Origin of the sequence: Arthrobacter sp. zg-Y844, assembly GCF_024385465.1 — a bacterium.
Classification (GTDB): Bacteria; Actinomycetota; Actinomycetes; order Actinomycetales; family Micrococcaceae; genus Arthrobacter_B.
In genome coordinates, this window is the sequence record NZ_JANFLS010000005.1 from 58,534 (window position 1) to 79,005 (window position 20,472).

Sequence of the window (20,472 nt, forward strand, 5' to 3'; positions counted from 1 at the left end):
GGTCACTTCTTACTCGAGGAGGCGGAGAGGGAGTCGAGCTGGCCGGTGAGCCAGTCCATCTGACTGTTGAGCGAGCCAAGTTTGACTTCAAGGTTGGTCCAGACGAGCTTCAACGTGGATTCGCGCGACGCCAGCCGGCGGTCCCATTGCTCAACCTGGCTGTTGAGCGACTTCACGGTGGATTCCTGGCTCTGGATCCGCTTGGTAATGGAGCCGTCGTACTTATCCGAGGCCGTCTTACCTACGGCCTCAACGCGGCTGGCAATTGCCTGCAGCGAAGCCTGGGTCTTTTCCGGATCCGCTGCGAGGGCGGCGGCGAACTTGTCGGCGTTGAACTCCACGGTGCCGTATTTGGTGAGGGTAATGCCGATGTCCGACGTCGAACGCCCGTCCAGCGAGCCGGTGGCCGCACCCATAATGGACTGCTTCAGGGAGCGGGTGGCCGAATCCCCGGTGAATACTCCACCAGTGGTCTTGGTGACGCCGTCGGAGGTATCGATCGTCACGGCGGAGTTCCGGTCCATGTAGCCGAAAACATCCGTCAGGGTGGCCACCAGGGAGGCCGCGACGGCCGAAATCGCCTTGACGTCCCGGCTCACTGCCACGTTGACCGGATCGGCGGACACCGCGGAGACCGTGATGTCCACACCGGGCATCAGGTCCGTGAAGGTGTTGGTGGCGGAGGTGATCTTCGTTTCGGCTCCGGCCACCCCGGCCCACAGGGTGACCTCGGCGTCCTGACCGGCGCGGATGGCACCCAGGTCCGTGCCGTTCTGCGAGACGGTAAACGCACCGGCCGAGCCCGTGGCGGAGGCACTGAACTGCATCCGGTACTGGGCGACGCCGTCCACGCTGCCGGCAGCGATCTTGACGGCGGTGACACCCAGGTTGGCTTTGTTGACGGTGCTGATGACCTGATCCAGGCTCTTGCCTGCCGTGTCCAGCTCGGTGATGGTTCCGTTGGCGGAGATGGAAAGGGCGTCGCCGTTGGGCCACGCCGCCATGGCGCCAGAAAGGGAGACCTGTGCCGTGGCCAGTTTGTTCACCGTGATGTCCAGCGAGCCTGCGGCAGCGCCGGCCTTGGTGGTGGCCGTGACGCTGGCGGAGCCGGTGACGGCGGCGTAGCGGTCCGTTCCACCTGCCTTGGCGATCTTCCCGGCGGCTTCGGTCAGGGAAGCGATCTTGGTGTTGAGGTTCTGCAGGGCGGTCACAAAGAGCTGGTTGCTCTCGACCTTGTCCTTCAGGAGCTTCTGCGGGCGGGCTTCGATCTTCATCAGGTCCGCAATCATGGCGGTGGTGTCGATGCCGCTGATCAGCCCGTCAATGCCTAGCGCCATGAAAATGCTCCTTGAGAAGTCCTGCCGTGTCCTGCTGGTGTCTTACGGGATCCTGCTGGGTCCTGCTGGGGCTACATGTCCTGCGGTGACAAACAGAAGGCAGGGAATGGGCTGGCGGCGGGAAGCGTGAGGTCCAAGTCATGTTTCCCCGCCGCCAGCGGCCATTCACCTGCCGGTTCTGCGGTTACTGCTGATGAATCTGGTCAGGCGCTGCTACTACTGCAGGAGCGACATAACGCCGGAGTTCATCTGGTTGGCCTGGGCCAGCATCGCGGTAGCGGCCTGGGAGAGGATCTGGGACTTGGTGAAGTTACCCATTTCCGCAGCCATGTCCGTGTCGCGGATGCGGGAGTTGGCCGAGGAGAGGTTCTCCACGGACACCGCGATGGAGCGCGAGGTGGACTCGAGGCGGTTCTGCTGTGCACCCAAGGTGGCGCGCTGATCAGAGGTGGCCGCGATGGCCGTGTCCAGTGAGGCGGTGGCCAACGCAGCGTTTGCCTGCGAATCGACGGCCAGCGTGCCCATATCTTCCAGCGTCTTGGCAACGTTGGCCAGGGTAACGTCGATGGTCTCGTCGGCATCGGCGCCGACCTGGATCTTCAGGGTGCCGGCCACTGCACCGGAGGTTACCGTGTTGTCCAGCAGCTGGATGCCGTTGAAGTTCGTGGTGTCCTTGATCCGGCCGAGCTCCGAGGTCAGTGCGGTGACTTCGGTCTGGATCGCCGTACGCGACTCTTCGTTGTTCGTATCGTTAGCAGCCTGAACCGTCAGGTCACGCATACGGTTGAGGATGTTGTGGACCTCGGTCAGGGCGCCTTCAGCAGTCTGGATGAGGCTGATGCCGTCCTGGGCGTTGCGGCCGGCCTGCGTCAGACCGGAAACCTGGTTCTTCAGGCCTTCGGAGATTGCCAGGCCTGCAGCGTCGTCAGCCGCACGGTTGATGCGCATACCGCTGGAGAGGCGCTCCACCGACTTGGCCTGGTTCGTCTGGTTCAGGTTCAGGTTGCGCATGGCGTTGAGCGACGAAACGTTGGTGTTGATTGTGAAACCCATGATGTATTCCTCCGTGAGTGGGCTGTACTAACAGGCCCTTCCGTGGGCCTGCAACCATAGCTATCGGCGGAGCACCGACGGGTGTTAGCAGTTCTGAAAAAGAATTCGAAAAAAGATTTAAGTGCGGCGGTAAGCCTAGGAAGCGGCCGGATTGAAAGTTGCCGGGCGGCCCGGAACACCCGTAAGTCCGGGCACAAAAGCCTGCGCGCCGGGAAGGGCCGGGGCCAGATGGTGCCGGGTGATGCCGCCGGCGGTGCGTTCTCCCACTGAGGTGAGATAGGCGTTGCGGCGTGCCGGTGCAATCCGGGACTGGAGTTCCGGTGCCGCAGCAGCGTCGGAGTAATGCGTGCCCAGGCCGTCCCGAAGGAGGCGGACCGCTTCGGCCCGTTGCTGGGACACGGCCGAGTGGGTGCTGCCGAGTTCTTCGGCGATTTCCTTGACCGTGCGGTCGTGGAAGTAGATCTCCTCCACTACATACCGCATCTTTTCCGGCAGGGCGGCGACGGCGGCCTGCAGGTACTTCAAGCGCTCGGAGGCCAGGAGGGAACCCTCGGGCGACGGCATGTCCGCGATCAGGAAATCCGTGGCGGATTCGTCCAGGCTGGACACTGTGCGGGAAGCATCCGACAGTGCATCCTCAGCCACAGTGCGGTCCACACCCAAGGCGGAGGCAATCTCGTCCACATTGGGAGTGCGGCCCAGGGCGCCGGTGAGGGTTTCCTTCACCGCCAGGGTTTCCTTGATCCGCCGGCGGGCGGATCGCGTGGCCCAGTCATTGGAACGCATTTCATCCGCAAAGGCACCGACGATGCGTCGGCGGGCATAGGCTCCAAAGGGAACACCCAGGTCCGGATCGAACGAGTCGGCAGACGTTATAAGGGCAATGGATCCAGCCGAGGCCAGGTCGTCACGCGACAGGTGCGTGGCCTTGGCGCAGACTTCGGATACGAGATAACCAACCAAAGGCAGATTTTCCACAACCATTGCATTACGTTCAGCGCGATTCAATTTGGACCCCCAAGCCCTTGTTCCCCAACTGTCCCCCAATACTGCGACCAGTTGCGCGCCTGCTTCGTGGTCAGTGGCTGAGTCCGCTGGTGGATCCACGCTGAAGCGCTTTAGCTGAAACATACCACTTACATTGAAGATGAACCGGCCGATAGTGATTTGTGGCGGACGTATTGGAATGCGGACGCCAAACCAAAGACTTTTGCCGCAGGTTGGGGCCTGAAATCAGACGTCTTATTCCACTTTAGAGACATTCAGTGCACCACCTAGGAGGTGAGCAACGCATGGGTACCCAGAAACTCTCGGCCCTTCTTTGGGAAGAGCGCGAGTTGTTGGAACTTCTTGTGTTCAAGCTCGAAGAAGAACAACTGCTGCTCACCTCCGGAAAAACAAAATGGCTGACGCACGCCACGCGCGAGGTTGAACAAGTCCTCGAGCGCCTCCGCGGAGCCGATCTCGGCCGGGCTGTTGCCGTTGCCGGACTCGCCGTCGAATGGGGCACCTCCGAAAACGCCACGCTGCGTGAGCTGGTAGCCGCAGCTCCTCCCGGTCCGTGGACGGAAATCTTCAACGCACACCTGCAGGCCATGACCGAGCTGACCGTGAAGATCCGCGAACTGCGCGATATCAACGAACAGTTCCTGCGCACTGCGGCACGCTCGGCCCAGGAAACGCTGGCGGGGCTAAGCCCGGAAGCGAATACCTACACGGCGTCCGGTACCTCGGCCGCCCCCACCTCAGCCGCCCGGCTGGTTGACCAGAGCATTTGACGTTAAGGACTCCTAGAGAATGAGCACCTTCAGCGGCCTGAACACGGCGTACACCGGCCTCACCGCCGCCCGCAAGGGCCTTGACGTCGTCGGCCAGAACGTGGCCAACGCCAACGTGGCCGGCTACACGCGGCAGCGCCTGAATACTTCCGCAGCGCCCTCCCTCGCCCCGGCCGGCAGGTTCGCCGCCCCTACCGGGGTAGGCCAGGGCGTATCGGTGGATTCCATTGCCCGGCTGGGCAGCCAGCAGCTGGACACCCGGGTACGCAGCACCGCCGCCGTCGCAGGCTATTCCGCCGTCCGCGCCAACGCGCTGATCGAGCTGGAGGACGGCTTCAACGAGCCGGGCAAGAACGGGCTCTCCACGGCGCTGCAGAACTTCTCCGCCGCTTGGGACGGCATTTCCCACAATCCCTCGGACAACACGGCCGCCGCCGTACTGCTCAGCGCGGCCAGTACCGCCGCAGGCCAGATCGCCAACGGCTACAACGCGGTCCGGGACCAGTGGAACAGCACCCGCAGCGGCCTCAATGACATGGTCACTGAGCTGAATTCCAGCGCAAAGCAGCTGGCCAGCCTTAACGGGGCCATCCGCTCCACGCTTGCCTCCGGCGCGTCGGCGAACGAACTCGTTGACCAGCGCAACGCCCTGGCCACCACCATCGCAGCGCTTAGCGGCGCCACGGTGCGGGAATCCTCCGACGGCATGGTGGATGTCCTCATCGACGGCAATGCACTGGTGTCCGGCACGAATGCCCGTTCGCTCCAGGTCACCGGCGGAAAAACCATGGACGATGCGCAGGAACCCGTGGTGGGCTGGACCGACCGGCCCGGCTCGGCAGGCATTGGCAAGGGCGAAATTGCCGGCGCCACGTCGCTCCTCGCCTCGGCCGGCAACGGCGGCGTCTTCGCGCAGGCCGCAGCTTCCTACAACGAGGTTGCCGCCTCGCTGGCTTCCAGCGTCAACGAGCTGCACCGTCAAGGCGCAACCACAGCGGGTATCGCCGGCGGAGATTTCTTCAGCGTGGGCACCCCGGCCGCAACCACCCTGGCCACTGTGCCGACCGATGCCTCCGGCATTGCTTCCGGCCGGCCGGGCTCGGGAACACTCGACGGCGGCATCGCCGACCAGATTGCCCAGCTGGGTTCCAAGGCCGGGTCCGCGGACAAGGTCTGGAGCGCCTTCGTCACGGCCACCGCGTCGCAGAGCCGAGCCGAACTGCAGCAGGCAACGCTGGCCGACGTCGCGTCCTCCTCCGCACTGGATCTTCAGCTTTCCAACGCCTCGGTGGACCTGGACGAAGAAAACGTGAACCTGCTGATGTACCAGCACGCCTACCAGGGTGCCTCCCGCGTCATGAGCGCCATTGACGAAATGCTTGACACCCTCATTAACCGCACCGGAATTGTTGGAAGGTAACCCGTGATCAGCCGCACCACGAACCAGACCATGGCCCGTACGGCCCAGCAGAACCTGCAGGCCAGCATGTCCCGGATGGCCAAACTGCAGGAGCAGGTCGCCTCCTCCGCTGCCATTGCCCGCCCGTCCGACGATCCCACGGGGACCGCCAATGCACTGAAGGTACGGTCGGAAATCCGGGCCAACGTGCAGTACACGTCCAACGTGAGCGACGCAGAGGGCTGGCTTACCGTCACCGACAATGCGCTGACCAATACCACTGACATCCTGCGCCGGGTCAAGGACCTCACGCTGAACGCTGCCAACGGCACGCTTTCGCCGACCGACCGCAAGGCCATCGCCACGGAACTCTCCGGCCTGAAGACGGATCTGCTGCGCGAGGCCAACACCACCCACCTTGGCCGCACGGTCTTCGCGGGCACCTCGGACACCGGCAAGGCGTTCACCGAAACGGACGGCGCCTACACCTACAGCGGCAGCGGAACCCCCACCACCCGCCGACTGGACAGCAGTACCCAGATGCGCGTGGACACCGACGGTGAGGCCGTTTTCGGCAAGGGAGACAACTCGGTCTTTCGGATGATGGACAACCTCGTGGCGGACCTGGAAGCGAACAACGACGTCAGCGGCTACCTGACGAAGGTTGACGCGGCGGCCGACACCGTCCTCATGGAACATTCCGCGCTCGGCGTCCGGCATGCAGCCACACTCAATGCCAAGGACAACCTGGCCGAGAAGTCCATCAGTCTGGAAACCCGCCGCTCGGGGATCGAAGACCTGGACACGGCGAAGGTCATTCTGGACATGAAGCTGCAGGAAGTCGCCTATCAGTCGGCCCTCGCTGTGACGGCCAAGGCACTTCAGCCGACGCTCATGGACTTCCTGCGATGAGCACCGGCCTGACGTTCCTGACTCCTCCTCCGGGGCTGGCTCCGGAGGTGCACTTCGACCTCGAAGAGATCGACGGCGCCGCCGGCCTGTTCGCCATGACCGCGGCCGGAAGCGCCGACGGCGGCAGCAGGCGCCTCTACGTGCTGGACGCCTCCGTCTATCTTCCGGACTACCACCCGGAAATCACCGACGAACAGCGTTATCAGCTGGAACTGGAGACTCCCGAGGACGCCGCCGTGCTGGTGGTGGCCAATCCGACGGTCGGCGGGACCACCGTGAACCTGCTGGCGCCGATCGTGGTCAATCTGTCCACGGGCAGCTGCGCCCAGGTGATCCTTGAGGGCCAGGACTGGCCGGTCCGTGCTCCCCTGGAGCCGGTGGCCGCATAGGTTTCCAACACAAAAAGGCGCACGTTCCGCGGAACGTGCGCCTTTTGTACTTAAGCCGGAAGGCTTATGCGAAGTCGGCCGTGGCCGGATCCGCGCCGTAGCGGGTGCCGTTGTCGAGCGCGTTGATCGCCTCGATGTCTTCGTCACTCAGCGTGAGGTTCAGGGCTTCCCAGTTTTCCCGGATACGGGATTCCGTGACGGACTTGGGGATCACAATGCTGCCCAGGGCCAGGTGCCAGGCAATGACGACCTGGGCCGGGGTGGCGCCGTCGTACTTCGCGGCGATCTCAACGAGCTTGGGATCCTCGAGCAGGCCCTTGCCGGAGCCCAGCGGGGACCAGGACTCGTGCAGGATATTGTGCTCGGCCTCGAAGGCACGCAGGTCCGCCTGGTTCAGGTACGGGTGGGTTTCCACCTGGTTCAGGACCGGGACAACGCCGGTGGCGTCGATGATTTCCTGCAGGGCTTCCTTGGTGAAGTTGCAGACGCCGATGGACTTCACGCGGCCCTGCTTCTGCAGCTCGACCAGCGCCTTCCAGGTGTCCACGTACTTGTTCTGCTTCGGCTGCAGCCAGTGGATCAGGTACAGGTCGAGGGTTTCCAGGCCGAGGCGCTCCATGGAGGCGTCGAAGGCCTTAAGGGTTTCTTCGTAGCCCTGGTCCGCGTTCCACACCTTCGTGGTGATGAACATGTCCTCGCGGGGGACGGAGGTGGCGGCGATGGCGCGGCCGACGCCGGCTTCGTTGCCGTAGATCTTGGCCGTGTCGATGTGGCGGTAGCCAACCTCGAATGCCTGTCCCACTACCTTTTCGGCAACTTCGTCCTCAACCTGCCACACGCCGTAGCCGAGCTGGGGGATGGTGTTGCCGTCATTGAAAGTCAGTACCGGTGATGTAGTCATCTCCTCATCCTTGCCCTGATGCCGGGCAGGACAAAGCGGATAAGCTCACCGCGAAAACCCCACGTAACGTATTCCCGGATTTCCAGGTTTCTTTTGCGGTATTACCGGTATTTTCAGGAAACCGCTTCCTACTTCCGCGAAATCCCGGTTTCCTGCGCGCTGAGCAGCGCGCGTTCGGCTTCAACCACGTCCTCCTGGACGAGTTCCGCCCGCCGCCGCACATTGTCCAGGCCGGCGGACGCGATCCCCCAGCGCTCCCCTTCGAGCCGCGACATGGCGGCGGCTTCGGCGGCGGCAGCGAGGGAATTGCCGCTGCGGGACAGTGCCCGGTGCACTGCGGTCAACGCTCCGGGTATGTTCTGTCCGGTACTGGGCAGCTGCAGCTGGGCAGAGGCGCACACCTCCCGGACGCGCGGAAGCAGCCCGGCGAGCTCATTGGCCACGGTCACCAGCTCGTTGTAGATGGCGTCATCCTGCACGCCCTCGAGCATCTGGTAATAGCGGTCCAGGCCCCGCGTAAAGCGGTCGTGCGCACGGCGCCAGACACCCTTGCCGAGCTCCGCGTCGTCTTTCCGCCCCTGCCGGGCGGCTGCAAAAAGTACCATCAACGTCCTACAAGTACTGGCCGGGGCCCGATTGTGGTTCCTGCCGCGGACTGCCCGTCCCCTGGGAAGCGCGGTGAGGTTCCCCATCGTCTCCGATAACAACACCCGGCGCCAGTATGGTTCCGGGCGGCAGCTGGCGCAGCTGCAGGCGCCCGGCCGCGTGGCTGGCGGTCTGCTGCGCGGCAATGGCCGTCTGGATGCCGCGGAACAACCCTTCCAGCCATCCCACCATCTGGGCCTGCGCAATCCTCAGCTCGGCGTCGGTAGGGGTGGAATCGTCCGTGAACGGCAGGTTGATCCGGTGCAGCTCGTTCACGAGTTCCGGGGCCAGCCCGTCCTCGAGTTCCTTCAGGGACCGGGAGTGGATCTCCGCCAGCCGGTTGCGTGCCGCATCGTCCAGCGGTGCGTTGCGGACTTCCTCCAGCAGCTGCTTGATCATGGTGCCGATCCGCATGACCTTTGCCGGCTCATCCACCAGTTCGTTGAGCTTCGCCGGTCCGGCCTTGCCTTTACCGTGCCCGGGCGCTTCCCGGCTGTCCCCGGCGTGGTTCACCGCTCCGGCGTCACCGGCGGGCGCAACGGCGCGGGCCGTGCCATCGTCCGCCGGTGTCTGTTCTGACTTCTGCCCAGTCCCCGGAGCCGCCTCGCGGCGCTCGGAGGATCCGTTCTGTTCAGTCATGGCATTAATGCTCTCACGGTTGGCGGCGGTTGCCCCGCGGGCGGGCGGTTTTCCGGTATCGTCCTCCCGTTTTGGCGTTTTCTCCGGTTCGACAGGCCGGGCCCAGGCGTCCCAAGGGGGAAGCAACAAAGCGAAACAACGACGGCGGCACCGCAGCTGAGGCAATCAGCTGCGGTGCCGCCGTCGTCCTTATTGCCGGATCGCCCGCCTTGCTAGCAGCAGCGGCCCTCCGGGTTGGCGTCCTGCCGGTCCATCTTGTCCCGCCAGAACTCGCGTTCGCTCATCAGCGGCGAGGTGCAGCCGGACGAGGCATGGAAGTCCGTGTACTTGCGGTAGGCGTCCTCCCCCATCACGTCACGGAAGAACCGGACGAACCCGGTGACCCCTTGGCGGACGGCGACGGCGGCACTCATGTGTGCGCCGCCCTCTTTGCGGGCCGGTCAGCCTCCGGCAGCGACTCCCACTGGGCCAGGATCTCCTTTTCAGCGGGCGTCGCCAGGAAACCGGCCGGTGCGAAGGTGCGGGACGGAACGGCCGGATCCTCGGCGCTCGGGGCGCCGCCCGAACGGAAGGACCGGATGCTGGCAATGATGGCCGTGATGATGACAATGATCGCCAGGGTCACGAACACCACCGAGAGCGTGGTCTGGATGAGCGTGTTGCGCACCACCGCTTCCATGGCCTCCACGGTCTTGGCCGTGCCGAAGCTGGTTTTCCCGTCGGCCAGTGCCTGCTGGAAGGCCTCGTGGTTGGCCCAGTAACCGACGCTCGGCACCGGCGAGAAGATCTTGTAGAACGACGCCGTGATGGTCACCACTGCGGCGAACGCCAGGGGAAGTGCCACGATCCAGAGCCACTTGAATGCGTTCTTCTTGGCAATGATCGCCATGCAGATGGCCAGCGCAATGGCGGCCAGCAGCTGGTTGGCGATGCCGAAGAGCGGGAACAGCGTATTGATGCCGCCCAATGGGTCCGTGACCCCCATGATCAGGATCGACCCCCAGCCGGCGACCATGATTGCCGTACATATCCAGGCTCCGGGACGCCAGGACATGTCCTTGAACTTCGGGGCCACGTTGCCGATGGTGTCCTGCAGCATGAACCGCGCCACCCGGGTGCCGGCGTCGACCGCGGTGAGGATGAACAGGGCCTCGAACATGATCGCGAAGTGGTACCAGAACGCCATCATGCCGGGTCCGCCGATCAGGCTCTGCATGATCGTGGCCAGGCCGACGGCGAGGGTGGGCGCGCCGCCGGTGCGCGACACAATGGATTCCTCGCCCACGTTGGATGCCAGCGACGAGAGCATGTCCGGAGTGAGGTTCACACCGGCCAGGCCCAGGCCGTTCACGAAGGCGACCGCGCCTTCCACCGTTCCGCCGGTGGCGCCGGCGGACGAGTTCATGGCGAAGTAGATGCCCCGGTCAATGGAGATGGCAGCCACCAGCGCCATGATGGCCACGAAGGACTCCATCAGCATGCCGCCGTAGCCGATGAAGCGGGTCTGGCGTTCCTTCTCCAGCATCTTCGGGGTGGTGCCGGAGGAAATCAGGGCATGGAAGCCGGACAAGGCGCCGCAGGCGATGGTGACGAAGAGGAACGGGAAGAGCGGTCCGGCGACCACCGGTCCATCGTCCCGGCTGGCAAACTCGCTGACCGCCGGAACGCTGATCTCCGGGCGGACAATGATGATGGCCACGGCCAGCATCACGATGGTTCCCACCTTCATGAAGGTGGAGAGGTAGTCTCGCGGGGCCAGCAGCAGCCAGACCGGCAGGACGGCGGCAATAAAGCCGTAGATGATGATGCCCCACGCAATGGTGGTCGGCTCCAGGGTCAGGGCGTCGCCCAGCGGTGTCCCGGCAACCCAGCCGCCGGCAATGATGGCGGCGAGCAGGAGGACGAAGCCGATGATGGAGACCTCGGTGACCTTGCCGGGACGCAGGTAGCGCAGGTACACGCCCATAAACAGGGCGATGGGGATGGTCATGCTCACGGAGAAGACACCCCACGGGCTTTCGGCGAGGGCGTTCACCACCACCAGGGCAAGGATGGCCACGATGATGATCATGATGACCAGGGTCGCGATCAGGGCGGCGGTGCCGCCGATAAGTCCGAGTTCATCCCGCGCCATCTGGCCCAGGGAGCGCCCGCCGCGGCGCATGGAGAAGAACATCACCAGGTAGTCCTGGACGGCACCGGCCAGCACCACGCCCACGATGATCCAGATGGTGCCGGGCAGGTAGCCCATCTGCGCGGCCAGGACCGGTCCGACGAGCGGTCCGGCGCCGGCGATGGCGGCGAAGTGGTGGCCGTAGAGGACCCGGCGGTCCGTGGCGGCGTAGTCCTTGCCGTCCGCCTTGTATTCGGCGGGGGTGGCGCGGCGGTCATTGGGCTTCAGCAGCTTCGCTTCGATGAGCTTTGAATAGAAGCGGTAGCCGATGAGGTAGGTACACACGGCGGCGAACACGAACCAGATGGCGTTCACGGTTTCGCCGCGGACTACGGCGAGCATGGTCCAGCTGAAACCGCCCAGCAGGGCAATGCCGGCCCAAACGGCGATCTTCGCGGGCGTCCAGCGGCGGTCCTCCGCCTCGAGGACTTCCGGGTCCACGGCCACCGGCGGCAGTGCCGGGTCCTGTTCCAGGACGTCGCCGTCCAGTGGTTGCCGGTTGTCGGCCCGGCGCCGTTGGTTCTCGCTCATGATGATCCCTTTTGTCTGCGGTGGCTTGTCTGCGGTGGCTTGTCTGCATTGACATACGTACCGAACGGGGGCAGGGAGTGGCCCTGCACCTTGAGATTACCAGCGCGTGAGGCGGCGGTCACAGACATACGTGACGGCGGCCGCACAGGTGCGCGGCCGCCGTCGTCGTCGGGATTCCGCCGGGCGGGATGCCGCCCGGCGGGGTGCTTGCCTAGATCGTCAGCAGGATCTTTCCCGCGTGCTGCCCGGAGTCGAAATACTCGTGCGCGGCGGCGGCGTCGGCCAGCGGGAAGGTGCGGTCCACGAGGGGCCGGATCTGGCCGGAAACCAGCAGCGGCCAGACGTACTCGCCGACGGCGGACATGATGGCGGCCTTTTCCTCCACGGGCCGGCCGCGCAGGGTGGTGCCGATGACGGCAGCGCGCTTGGTCATGAGCTGGTTCAGGTTCAGCTCCGCCTTGGTGCCGCCCTGCAGCCCGATAATCACCAGACGGCCTGCGACGGCGAGTGCGTCCAGGTTCCGCTGCAGGTATTTCGCACCGACGACGTCGAGGATGACGTCCGCACCGTGGCCGTCAGTGGCTTCATGCACCGCCTCGACGAAGTCCTGCTCCTTGTAGTTGATAAGGACCTTCGCGCCGAGCGATTCGGCCAGTTCCAGCTTTTCGGCCGACCCTGCGGTCACCATCGGAACGGCGTCGAACGCGGCGACCATCTGGATGGCCATGGTGCCGATGCCGCCCGTGGCACCGTGGATGAGGACATAGTCCCCCTCCTTGACGCCGGCGGCCATAAAGAGGTTGGAGAACACGGTGGCGGCGGTTTCCGGCAGGGACGCGGAGGTCACGGCGTCGAAGCCGTCCGGGAGGGGCAGGACCTGCCCGGCGGGGACGGCAACCTGCTCGGCGTATCCGCCGCCGGTCAGCAGTGCCACCACTTCGGTTCCCACTGCGAAGCCTTCAACGCCCGCACCCAGCGCGGCAATGCGGCCGGAGACTTCCAGGCCCGGATACTCGGATGCTCCGGCGGGCACCGGGTAGTAACCCTGGCGCTGCATCACGTCTGCGCGGTTGATGCCGGCGGCAATGACGTCGATCAGGACCTCGCCCGGTCCGGCCTCGGGAGCAGGAACATCCTGCAGTTCCAGTGCTTCCGGTCCGCCGGGTGTTCCAATAACGATGGCTTTCATGCTGTCCTTCCAGGTTTAGGGAATTTTGGTGATTTCATCCCTTCTGCCAGACTACATAGTGAGGAAGGTTGTCCGAGCGGCCGATGGAGCTGGTCTTGAAAACCAGTGTGCGGTAACCCCGTACCAAGGGTTCGAATCCCTTACCTTCCGCCAGACAACGAGAAGCGGTCCCTGATCAGGGGCCGCTTCTTTTGTTTAACGGCCAGGCTCTGCAGGCCCGGCACCTCCTTGTGTACAGCTGATGCTGGCTAAGTGGGTTCCAGACCGCCTTTGCTGTACAGAAGGGACCGCTCATCACGGCTTCCCTCTAGGGCCATGCCGGCGAAGGCGCCAATCACTTAGGGTGGTCCTAAGTAATTGCTTCCGCAGTCCCTCACCGCATCGGAGCCCCAGCATGTCCCGCACCTCTCCCACCTCTTTTCCGAAGCCGGTCCGCCTGGCAGTGCTGACCCTCGGTCTGGCCGCCGCACTCAGCGGATGCGCCGCCGGTGAGGACGACGATCACGACGAGTCGGCGTCGAACACCGGAATGCACCTGGTTCCCGAACAGACCGCCGAGCGTGTGCTCCAGGTCAGCTCCATCCATCCGGAAACCGGCATGACCCTCATCGAAGGCCCCACATTCGGGCCCGACGGCGGCCTGTTCGTTGTCGATGTCACGGCTCCGGCCGGCGAAGCCAAGGTGATGCGGGTGGACGTGGAGGATGAATCCGTTTCCCGCGTCTACACCGAGGGCAACGGCGCCTACACCTCAGCGCAGTTCAGCCCGAAGGACGGCCGGATCTACCTGACGGACTTTGCCGGCGGAAAAATCGACAGCATCACCGCCGACGGCAAGGATCACAAAACCTTCTTTACCGGCGACGTCGACGGCGCCCCCATACGCCCGGACGACCTGGCCTTCGACGAGGAGGGAAACCTCTTCGTCAGCGATTCCACCGGCTACGCGGATCCGGCATGGGAAGCCAAGGGCCGGGTGGTGCGGATCGATAAGGACACCGCCGAGGCCACCGTCCTCGCCGAGAACCTTGCCGCCCCGAACGGCATCTCCTTCAGCGAGGACTTCAAAGCCCTGTGGGTCAGCCAGTACATGGACAACCGGATCGACTACCTGGTGCTCAACGAGGACAAAACCGAAGTCACCACCTCGCACCCCGGCATGCACTTTGACGGCGGCACCAGCCAGACGGATTCCAACGCCGTGGACGCCGACGGCAATGTCTACCAGGCTGTCCACGGACAGCCCCGCATCTTTGTCTACAGCCCCCGGGGCGAACTCCTGTCCACCGTCACCGTGCCGGCCGAGGACCGGGAAGGCCTCACCTCGGCCACCAATATCGCCATCAAGCCCGGCACCAACGAGGCATACCTTACGGTCAGCGGCCCTGCCGGCGGCTTCATCTACGAATTCGAAGCCCTGGCCACCGGCATCCGCCAATCAAACGGCGGCTAACCTCCCCCCACCCAGAACAGCACGGATGAGGTGCCGGCTGTCCTGGCGAGGTGTGGCCGATCCTCGCTGCTCGCTGCTAGGGGTGGCATACACCCGTAGGGGCCTGGCGGAGGCGGCTTTAATATTCCAAGCGAGCTCTGCGAGCTCTGGAATTTCGTTGCCGCCGGAGCCAGGCCCCGCAGGTGAGCGGGGCTGCCGAGCCCCGCAGGTGAGCGGGGCTGAGGCGAGCTAGCCTAAGCCTCCCTCACCAGCACCTCGTCGATGCTTTCCTCACGCCACTGCTTCAGCAGCCGGTGGAACACCACCGGCCCCGGGCTGAAGGAGAAGCTGACGGGCGGCGGGTTGCCCTCGCGGTTGTAGTAGCCGGGCGTGCATTCCGCGGCGAACTTGCGGTTGTCCGCGGAGGTCCGCTGGATGGTTTCGCCCCAGGCGGCCTCGGCTTCGGCCGTCGGTTCGATGTAGCGGGCACCCGCCTCGCGTGCCCTGCCGATGACGGCGCCGATGTGGTTGGCCTGTTCCATCAGGATGTGGACAAAGTTCACCGAATTGGCGTTCTGCAGCGAGCCGAGGTGGAACAGGTTCGGGAAGCCGTGGGTGTAGAAGCCGTGCAGCGTCCGCGGGCCCCGGCCCCAGGCTTCCAGCAGGGTCTGGCCGCTGCGCCCGGTTACCGGCATGGCCCCGGAGGTGACACCGGAGACGCCTACGTCAAAGCCGGTGGCGAAGATGATGCAGTCCACCTCGTATTCCTCGTCGCCCACCACAATGGTGTTCTCGGTGATGCGGGTGATGCCGCCGAAGTCCGCCGTATCCACCAGCGTCACGTTGGGCAGGTTGAAGGTCTCCAGGTAGTAGTCACTGAAGGTCGGACGCTTGCACATATAGCGGTACCAGGGCTTGAGCAGTTCGGCCGTCTTCGGATCGTAGACTTCCTCGTCCACCCGGGCGCGGATGGAGTTCATTTTCCGGAAGTCGACGAGTTCGTCGAGGCGTTCACGTTCCTCCGCGGACACGGATTTGTCGACGGCGCCGCTGATCATCTTGCGGTGCAGCTGCGGGACGGAGGTCCAGCCATCCCGGGTGAGGTCCTGCTCCACCGGTTCCCCGGAGACCACGGCAAGGAAGTTCTCCATGCGTTCCTTCTGCCAGCCCGGCTTCAGTGAGGCGGCCCAGGCCGGGTCGGTGGGGCGGTTGTTCCGGATATCCACGGACGACGGCGTGCGCTGGAAGACCAGGAGCTGCTCGGCGTCGCGCGCCACCATGGGAATCACCTGGATGCCCGTGGCACCTGTGCCGACCACGGCCACCTTCTTGTCCGCGAGTCCGGTGAGGTTGCCGGACTGGTCTCCCCCGGTGTAGCGGTAGTCCCACCGGCTGGTGTGGAAGGTGTGCCCCTTGAAGGAGTCGATGCCCGGGATGCCCGGCAGCTTCGGCTGGGTGAGCGTTCCGGAGGAGGTGATCACGTAGCGGGCCCGCATTGAGTCCCCGCGGTCGGTGGTGACGATCCATTCCAGCGCTTCGTCGTCCCAGGTCAGGCCGGTGACGCGGGTGGAGAAAACGGTGTCGCGGTACAGGTCGAAGCGTTCGGCGATGGCCACGGCGTGCCGGCGGATTTCCTCGCCCCGCGCGTAACGCTCGCTGGGCATGTAACCCACTTCTTCGAGCAGCGGCAGGTAGACGTAGGACTGGATGTCACAGCGGATGCCGGGGTAGCGGTTCCAGTACCAGGTGCCTCCGAAGTCGCCGGCTTCATCCATCATGCGGATGCTTTCGACGCCTGCCTCCCGCAGCCGGGCTCCGGTCATCAGCCCGCCGAACCCGCCGCCGATCACCAGCACCTCAACGGTGTCCGTCAATGGCTCCCGCTCGGTGCGGGGAGTGTAGGGATCAGTGGCGTAGTAGCCGAATTTTCCCTTGGCGGGCTGGTACTGGGTGGCGCCGTCCGGGCGGATCCGCCGGTCCCTTTCCGCCTTGTACTTCGCCCTCAACGCCTCGACGTCCAGGCCGTCTTCTATGCGCTCGTACGCTATGGGGGTTTGCGTGCTGCTCATGTAGTGTCCTCGCTTCGCTTGCGCGTTCCCGTGACCCAGGGCAGAGCGGGAGGACTACGACGCCGGTGCGCTCGGAGTCCGTCTCACTCCGAACTGCAGCCGCGGGGACGCCGGTATATCTCAAAAACCGATAAACGGTTAGCCTCACCCTAACTAATTTGACTGAGGGTTCGCTGACCCCTGTGTTTGCCGACACGTCCGCGGCCACTACGGTGAACTCATGACCGAAGGAAGCAATGAGCAACAGGAGCGCGAACGTGTGCTGCTGAATCTCGAAGAACTGGCCGATTCCCTGCAGTCGACGGCCCTACCCGCCTTCCTCGATCCGCTGCTGTCCACGGACCTGACAGTGCGCCAGTTGAAGGTCCTGACCGTTCTTGTCACCGCCGAGGAGGGTGCCACCGGCCGGGGCCTCTCGGAGTCCTTCGGAGTCTCCATGGCGTCCATGTCCGGCCTGATCGACCGGCTCGTTGCCCAGGGCGTGGCCGTCCGTTCGGAGGATCCCCTGGATGCACGGGTACGCCGGGTGAAGGCAACACCGCTGGGACGGACGGTGGTGCGCCGGCTCGTGGCCGGACGCCCCGAACTTAATGTCGATATTCTCTCCCGGCTGTCGATCAATGACCTGCGCGCGCTCGAACAGGGCATGCGCGCCGTCCATGCCGAGATAGGCCGTGGAGCGGACGCCAAGAAATGACGGGTCTGCCGCCGCGCATCATCCCCGGGGCCAACTCGTTGGTCCAGGCGGCAAGCCTTATGGCTCTGGCCTATCTCCTCCGCGTGCTCCAAGCCAGCGGGACCCTGCTTTACCTCGGGGCGGGAATCGGCACAGGCCAGTTGATCGTGGCTGCACTGGTGGCGGCCTGGTGTTTCTTCCTCGGAGCTTCCTGGACACTCGTTCCCTGGTTCAGCGGCCTCTTTCGCCATGTCTTTCTGCGTCGTGCCGCCGGCTTCCTCGGCGGCATCATCACCTGCGCATGGTTGCTCCTCCTTGCTGGATATGGATTCCTCACCATTTTCTTCTCGGGGCCCGGCTACCAAAAAATCTCAGCGCCGGCGGGAGAGCACACACTGCTGATCAACAACCAGAGCATTTTGCTGATCGGCTCGCATGCCGTCTACGAACAGGTGCAAGGCCCGGTCTACGCATACCGGGACCAGGTGCTGACCGATGACGGCTACGATCCGTTCAGTGGCGGAGCCTTTTCCGTGCAGTGGGGTGAAAAAACCGCAACGATTTCCTTCGCGGTGTATTCGCAGGGCGAGGACGGCAATTCGGGCGACCGGAGCGGCCGGGCAGTCATTCCCCTCAGGGCCGGGTGACCCGGATCCGTCCGGCCCCGTCCGCGGGAAGCACCGTGAACAGGGCGGGCTCCCGGAAACCTCTACCCGCGAAGGCCCCCCGCACAGCCGCACGGACCTGATCCTCGTCCTCCTGCCGGACCAAGGCGATGGCCGAGCCGCCGAATCCCCCGCCGGTCATCCGGGCACCCAGCGCACCGGCGGCGAGCGCCGTGTCCACGGCCAGGTCCAGCTCCGGGCAGGACACTTCGAAGTCATCCCGCAGCGAGGCATGGGAAGCGGTCAGCAGGTTCCCGATGCCGGCGACGTCGCCAGCCCGCAGGTGCCCGACAACCTGCAGCACGCGTTCGTTCTCTCCGAGCACGTGCCGGACCCGCCGCCGGGTTTCCCCGTCCAACCGGTTCAGGGAGGTACCGGCAGGCACCTCCCGCAGCGACGCCGCACCCAGCGCCGCCGCTCCGCGTTCGCAGGACGAGCGCCGGGCGCTGTAGCCGCCGTCGGCGTGGCTGTGGACCACCCGCGTATCGATGACCAGCACTTCCAGTCCGTGCCGGGCCAGGGGCAGCGGCACGGTTTCGGAGTCGAGGCTGCGGCAGTCCAGGAACAGCGCACCGCCCGCCTGTCCCATCAGCGATGCCGACTGGTCCATGATGCCCGTGGGCGCACCGACGAATTCGTTTTCGGCGTACTGGGTCAGCCGGGCCATCCGCGGCCGGTCCATGCCCAGCTCCAGCAGCTCGTTCAGCGCCACGATCACGGCCACTTCCACGGCGTGCGAGGAGGACAGGCCGGCACCTACCGGCACGCTGGAATCCAGCAGCAGGTCAAAACCGGGAACAACGACGCCGGCGCTGTGCTCCAGTGCGAACACCACACCCGCCGGATACGCCGCCCAGCCGCCGGCCCCGCCCGGCTCCAGCCCGCCGGTACGGAACTGCGCACGGGACAGCTCCCCACCCTCGGGTGCATAGGTGGAGGCGAGGCGCACGACGTCGGGCTCCCCTGTTTCCCCCGGCCGGCGCAGCCGCACGGCCACGAGGGCACTGCGGTCGATGGCGAACGGCAGGACGAAGCCGTTGTTGTAATCCGTGTGTTCGCCGATCAGGTTCACTCGCCCGGGAGCCCGCCACACGCCGTCGGGCTCGGCGCCGTACACCTCGGCAAAGCGCCGGGCAAGGTTCTCCGCCCGGGACTGCACCGGCTGAACCGGCGCGCTCATACGCGCACCTCCCGAAGGCGGGCGGCGGTCTGCTCCGCAGTGGTGTCGTTGATGAAGGCACCCATCGCCGCCTCGGAGCCGGCCAGGAACTTCAGTTTGTCCGCTGCCCGTCGGGGACTGGTGAGCTGCAGGTGCAGCCAGCCCGCCTCCCGATCAGCGGCATTCACCGGCGTCTGGTGCCAGGCGGAAATGTACGGGGTGGGGGTGCCGTACAGTCCGTCCACCCGCTGCAGCAGTTCGAGGTAGACGGCAGCGAGTTCGTCGCGTTCCTCCCCCGTGAGCGCGGCCAGGTCCGGGACCTGGCGGTGCGGCACCAGGTGGATTTCCAGCGGCCAGCGGGCTGCGTACGGCACATACGCGGAAAAGTGCCTGCCCGCCAGGACCATACGGTCCCCGGCCTCGGACTCGTCCCGGAGCAGCTCGCCCATCAGTGCCCGGCCATGCTCCGACAGGTGCTGCCGGGAGCGTTGGGCCAGCCGGGCGGCATGGGGCGCCGCATACGGATAGGCGTAGATCTGCCCGTGCGGGTGGTGCAGCGTGACACCGATGTCCTGGCCCCGGTTCTCGAAGGGAAACACATGCGCAATGCCCGGCAGGGCCGAGAGTTCCCCGGTGCGCTGCGCCCAGGCCTCGACGACGGTGCGGGCGCGGGTGTACGGCAGCGAGGCGAAGGAGCCGTTGTGCTCCGGGGTGAAGACCACCACCTCGCAGCGGCCGAACGCGGGCGAGGGGCGCCCCCACAGCACACGTTCATCCCCTGTCCCCTCCGGCTCCGGCTCCGGCAGGATGCCGAGTTCCGGTCCCAGGGAGGGGAAACGGTTCTCGAAGACCACGACGTCGAAATCCCCCGCCGGGATTTCCGACCTCCGTCCCGGACGGGTGGGGCACAGGGGGCACTGGTCGGCGGGCGGCAGGTAGGTCCGGGCCTGGCGGTGGGCGGCCACTGCCACCCACTCCCCCGTTAGCCGGTCGAAGCGCACCTCCCCGTTGCCGGAACGGGGATCCAGCGGACGGGCATCCACGACGGTTTCCACCGGTCGCCCGCCGCGGTCGGTGAAGAACAGCGACTCCCGGCCGTCGGCGAGCCGGTGCCGGCGGTGGACGATCGGTTGCACAACCGCACCGGAATCAGCAGCAGGGAACTGGCCGGACACGTATTGGCCTCCTCTTCGGCGGATAGGAACTCGTTTTGCGTTCACTACGACCATAAGGGGCCGAACCTTCGTGGCACCCTCGGTGAGCGGGCGTTCCTTTGTTACTCCTCGGTACCTCGTGGCAGGAAGTGGGGGTGTGAGGCCGTACACTGTGCTGGCGATCACTTTTCCGCCTCCTCGGGGGACGAGGCGGAACCTTCCCGTAGCTCATGCATGGACGCATGTCACCGGACGGACACCTGCTCGTAACCCGCCCCGCCTAGCATCACCCTTCGTAATCACTCGCTGTATCCCCTGCCGCCGTTTCCGGCGGCCATTACCTGTCGGCCCGCACGGCCGACCAAGGAGTA

At 65.2% G+C, this 20,472-nt stretch carries 19 protein-coding genes and 1 tRNA gene; 8 read left to right on the forward strand and 12 right to left on the reverse strand.

Going from position 1 to position 20,472, the window contains the following annotated elements; genetic code table 11:
* Positions 1-2 precede the first annotated feature (2 nt).
* From fliD to NNX35_RS15085, 3 genes are all read right to left on the reverse strand, one after another.
* Positions 3-1,337: a flagellar filament capping protein FliD gene (gene fliD / locus NNX35_RS15075; RefSeq protein WP_255868202.1), complete on the reverse strand. Its 1,335-nt coding sequence runs from the start codon at positions 1,335-1,337 to the stop codon at positions 3-5.
* A gap of 216 nt (positions 1,338-1,553) precedes the next feature.
* On the reverse strand, positions 1,554-2,390 hold the full coding sequence (locus tag NNX35_RS15080; protein ID WP_255767466.1) for a flagellin: 837 nt from the start codon (positions 2,388-2,390) through the stop codon (positions 1,554-1,556).
* A 135-nt stretch (positions 2,391-2,525) separates the two neighbouring features.
* Positions 2,526-3,374: a sigma-70 family RNA polymerase sigma factor gene (locus NNX35_RS15085; protein ID WP_255863706.1), complete on the reverse strand. Its 849-nt coding sequence runs from the start codon at positions 3,372-3,374 to the stop codon at positions 2,526-2,528.
* A gap of 308 nt (positions 3,375-3,682) precedes the next feature.
* Between NNX35_RS15085 and NNX35_RS15090 the strand changes: the two genes are divergently transcribed.
* Genes NNX35_RS15090 through NNX35_RS15105 form a run of 4 tightly spaced genes read left to right on the forward strand, consistent with a single transcriptional unit; the run spans position 3,683 to position 6,868 of the window.
* Positions 3,683-4,168: a flagellar protein FlgN gene (locus tag NNX35_RS15090; protein WP_227923886.1), complete on the forward strand. Its 486-nt coding sequence runs from the start codon at positions 3,683-3,685 to the stop codon at positions 4,166-4,168.
* A gap of 19 nt (positions 4,169-4,187) precedes the next feature.
* Entirely contained in the window at positions 4,188-5,588 is a 1,401-nt protein-coding gene (gene flgK / locus NNX35_RS15095; protein ID WP_255767464.1) for a flagellar hook-associated protein FlgK, read from the forward strand.
* 3 nt (positions 5,589-5,591) lie between these two features.
* Positions 5,592-6,479 carry a flagellar hook-associated protein FlgL gene (flgL, locus tag NNX35_RS16250; protein WP_255767463.1) on the forward strand — a complete coding sequence of 296 codons (888 nt, stop codon included), beginning with the start codon at positions 5,592-5,594 and terminating at the stop codon, positions 6,477-6,479.
* On the forward strand, positions 6,476-6,868 hold the full coding sequence (locus NNX35_RS15105) for a flagellar assembly protein FliW (RefSeq protein ID WP_255863704.1): 393 nt from the start codon (positions 6,476-6,478) through the stop codon (positions 6,866-6,868). Before flgL ends, NNX35_RS15105 begins: the two co-directional genes overlap by 4 nt.
* A gap of 64 nt (positions 6,869-6,932) precedes the next feature.
* On the opposite strand, the gene NNX35_RS15110 is transcribed toward NNX35_RS15105, so the two are convergent.
* The 6 genes from NNX35_RS15110 to NNX35_RS15135 form a co-directional block, all read right to left on the reverse strand.
* Positions 6,933-7,769, reverse strand: coding sequence for an aldo/keto reductase (locus NNX35_RS15110; RefSeq protein WP_227905102.1), 837 nt, complete (start codon positions 7,767-7,769; stop codon positions 6,933-6,935).
* Between the two features lie 128 nt (positions 7,770-7,897).
* Complete coding sequence (locus tag NNX35_RS15115; RefSeq protein WP_255863703.1) at positions 7,898-8,374, reverse strand: hypothetical protein; 477 nt, start codon at positions 8,372-8,374, stop codon at positions 7,898-7,900.
* Positions 8,375-8,381: 7 nt separating this feature from the next.
* The gene (locus tag NNX35_RS15120) at positions 8,382-9,053 is read right to left on the reverse strand and encodes a bacterial proteasome activator family protein (protein ID WP_304661274.1); all 672 of its coding nucleotides are present in this window, start codon (positions 9,051-9,053) and stop codon (positions 8,382-8,384) included.
* Between the two features lie 212 nt (positions 9,054-9,265).
* A complete protein-coding gene (locus tag NNX35_RS15125) occupies positions 9,266-9,466 on the reverse strand; it encodes a YbdD/YjiX family protein (protein ID WP_255767457.1) in 201 nt (66 codons plus the stop codon).
* Entirely contained in the window at positions 9,463-11,757 is a 2,295-nt protein-coding gene (locus tag NNX35_RS15130) for a carbon starvation CstA family protein (protein WP_255868203.1), read from the reverse strand. Before NNX35_RS15130 ends, NNX35_RS15125 begins: the two co-directional genes overlap by 4 nt.
* Before the next feature lie 211 nt (positions 11,758-11,968).
* Positions 11,969-12,946: an NAD(P)H-quinone oxidoreductase gene (locus NNX35_RS15135; protein ID WP_255868205.1), complete on the reverse strand. Its 978-nt coding sequence runs from the start codon at positions 12,944-12,946 to the stop codon at positions 11,969-11,971.
* 62 nt (positions 12,947-13,008) lie between these two features.
* Here NNX35_RS15135 and NNX35_RS15140 point away from each other — a divergent pair.
* Both NNX35_RS15140 and NNX35_RS15145 read left to right on the forward strand, forming a co-directional pair.
* Positions 13,009-13,099 (forward strand) — tRNA-Ser (locus NNX35_RS15140).
* Between the two features lie 241 nt (positions 13,100-13,340).
* Positions 13,341-14,399, forward strand: a complete 1,059-nt coding sequence (locus NNX35_RS15145) for an SMP-30/gluconolactonase/LRE family protein (RefSeq protein ID WP_255868206.1) — start codon at positions 13,341-13,343, stop codon at positions 14,397-14,399.
* A 233-nt stretch (positions 14,400-14,632) separates the two neighbouring features.
* On the opposite strand, the gene NNX35_RS15150 is transcribed toward NNX35_RS15145, so the two are convergent.
* Positions 14,633-16,447 (reverse strand): NAD(P)/FAD-dependent oxidoreductase, encoded by a 1,815-nt coding sequence (locus NNX35_RS15150; protein ID WP_255767451.1) that lies wholly within the window; start codon positions 16,445-16,447, stop codon positions 14,633-14,635.
* 220 nt (positions 16,448-16,667) lie between these two features.
* Between NNX35_RS15150 and NNX35_RS15155 the strand changes: the two genes are divergently transcribed.
* On the forward strand, positions 16,668-17,144 hold the full coding sequence (locus NNX35_RS15155) for a MarR family winged helix-turn-helix transcriptional regulator (protein WP_255767450.1): 477 nt from the start codon (positions 16,668-16,670) through the stop codon (positions 17,142-17,144).
* Entirely contained in the window at positions 17,141-17,770 is a 630-nt protein-coding gene (locus NNX35_RS15160; protein WP_255767449.1) for a hypothetical protein, read from the forward strand. The genes NNX35_RS15155 and NNX35_RS15160 overlap by 4 nt, the downstream gene beginning before the upstream one ends.
* Here the strand turns inward: NNX35_RS15160 and galK are convergent.
* On the reverse strand, positions 17,757-18,968 hold the full coding sequence (galK, locus tag NNX35_RS15165; RefSeq protein ID WP_255868208.1) for a galactokinase: 1,212 nt from the start codon (positions 18,966-18,968) through the stop codon (positions 17,757-17,759). The genes NNX35_RS15160 and galK overlap by 14 nt on opposite strands.
* The gene (gene galT / locus NNX35_RS15170) at positions 18,965-20,074 is read right to left on the reverse strand and encodes a galactose-1-phosphate uridylyltransferase (RefSeq protein WP_255868327.1); all 1,110 of its coding nucleotides are present in this window, start codon (positions 20,072-20,074) and stop codon (positions 18,965-18,967) included. The genes galK and galT overlap by 4 nt, the downstream gene beginning before the upstream one ends.
* Positions 20,075-20,472 lie beyond the last annotated feature (398 nt).

Coding starts and splice junctions, on each gene's coding strand:
- NNX35_RS15145 (WP_255868206.1), top strand. CDS start 13,341: ATGTCCCGCACCTCTCCCACCTCTTTTCCGAAGCCGGTCCGCCTGGCA.
- flgK (WP_255767464.1), top strand. CDS start 4,188: ATGAGCACCTTCAGCGGCCTGAACACGGCGTACACCGGCCTCACCGCC.
- NNX35_RS15080 (WP_255767466.1), bottom strand. CDS start 2,390: ATGGGTTTCACAATCAACACCAACGTTTCGTCGCTCAACGCCATGCGC.
- NNX35_RS15130 (WP_255868203.1), bottom strand. CDS start 11,757: ATGAGCGAGAACCAACGGCGCCGGGCCGACAACCGGCAACCACTGGAC.
- NNX35_RS15120 (WP_304661274.1), bottom strand. CDS start 9,053: ATGACTGAACAGAACGGATCCTCCGAGCGCCGCGAGGCGGCTCCGGGG.
- NNX35_RS15135 (WP_255868205.1), bottom strand. CDS start 12,946: ATGAAAGCCATCGTTATTGGAACACCCGGCGGACCGGAAGCACTGGAA.
- NNX35_RS15105 (WP_255863704.1), top strand. CDS start 6,476: ATGAGCACCGGCCTGACGTTCCTGACTCCTCCTCCGGGGCTGGCTCCG.
- NNX35_RS15090 (WP_227923886.1), top strand. CDS start 3,683: ATGGGTACCCAGAAACTCTCGGCCCTTCTTTGGGAAGAGCGCGAGTTG.
- NNX35_RS15085 (WP_255863706.1), bottom strand. CDS start 3,374: ATGGTTGTGGAAAATCTGCCTTTGGTTGGTTATCTCGTATCCGAAGTC.
- NNX35_RS15155 (WP_255767450.1), top strand. CDS start 16,668: ATGACCGAAGGAAGCAATGAGCAACAGGAGCGCGAACGTGTGCTGCTG.
- fliD (WP_255868202.1), bottom strand. CDS start 1,337: ATGGCGCTAGGCATTGACGGGCTGATCAGCGGCATCGACACCACCGCC.
- NNX35_RS15150 (WP_255767451.1), bottom strand. CDS start 16,447: ATGAGCAGCACGCAAACCCCCATAGCGTACGAGCGCATAGAAGACGGC.
- NNX35_RS15115 (WP_255863703.1), bottom strand. CDS start 8,374: ATGGTACTTTTTGCAGCCGCCCGGCAGGGGCGGAAAGACGACGCGGAG.
- galK (WP_255868208.1), bottom strand. CDS start 18,968: ATGAGCGCGCCGGTTCAGCCGGTGCAGTCCCGGGCGGAGAACCTTGCC.
- NNX35_RS15110 (WP_227905102.1), bottom strand. CDS start 7,769: ATGACTACATCACCGGTACTGACTTTCAATGACGGCAACACCATCCCC.
- NNX35_RS15160 (WP_255767449.1), top strand. CDS start 17,141: ATGACGGGTCTGCCGCCGCGCATCATCCCCGGGGCCAACTCGTTGGTC.
- NNX35_RS15125 (WP_255767457.1), bottom strand. CDS start 9,466: ATGAGTGCCGCCGTCGCCGTCCGCCAAGGGGTCACCGGGTTCGTCCGG.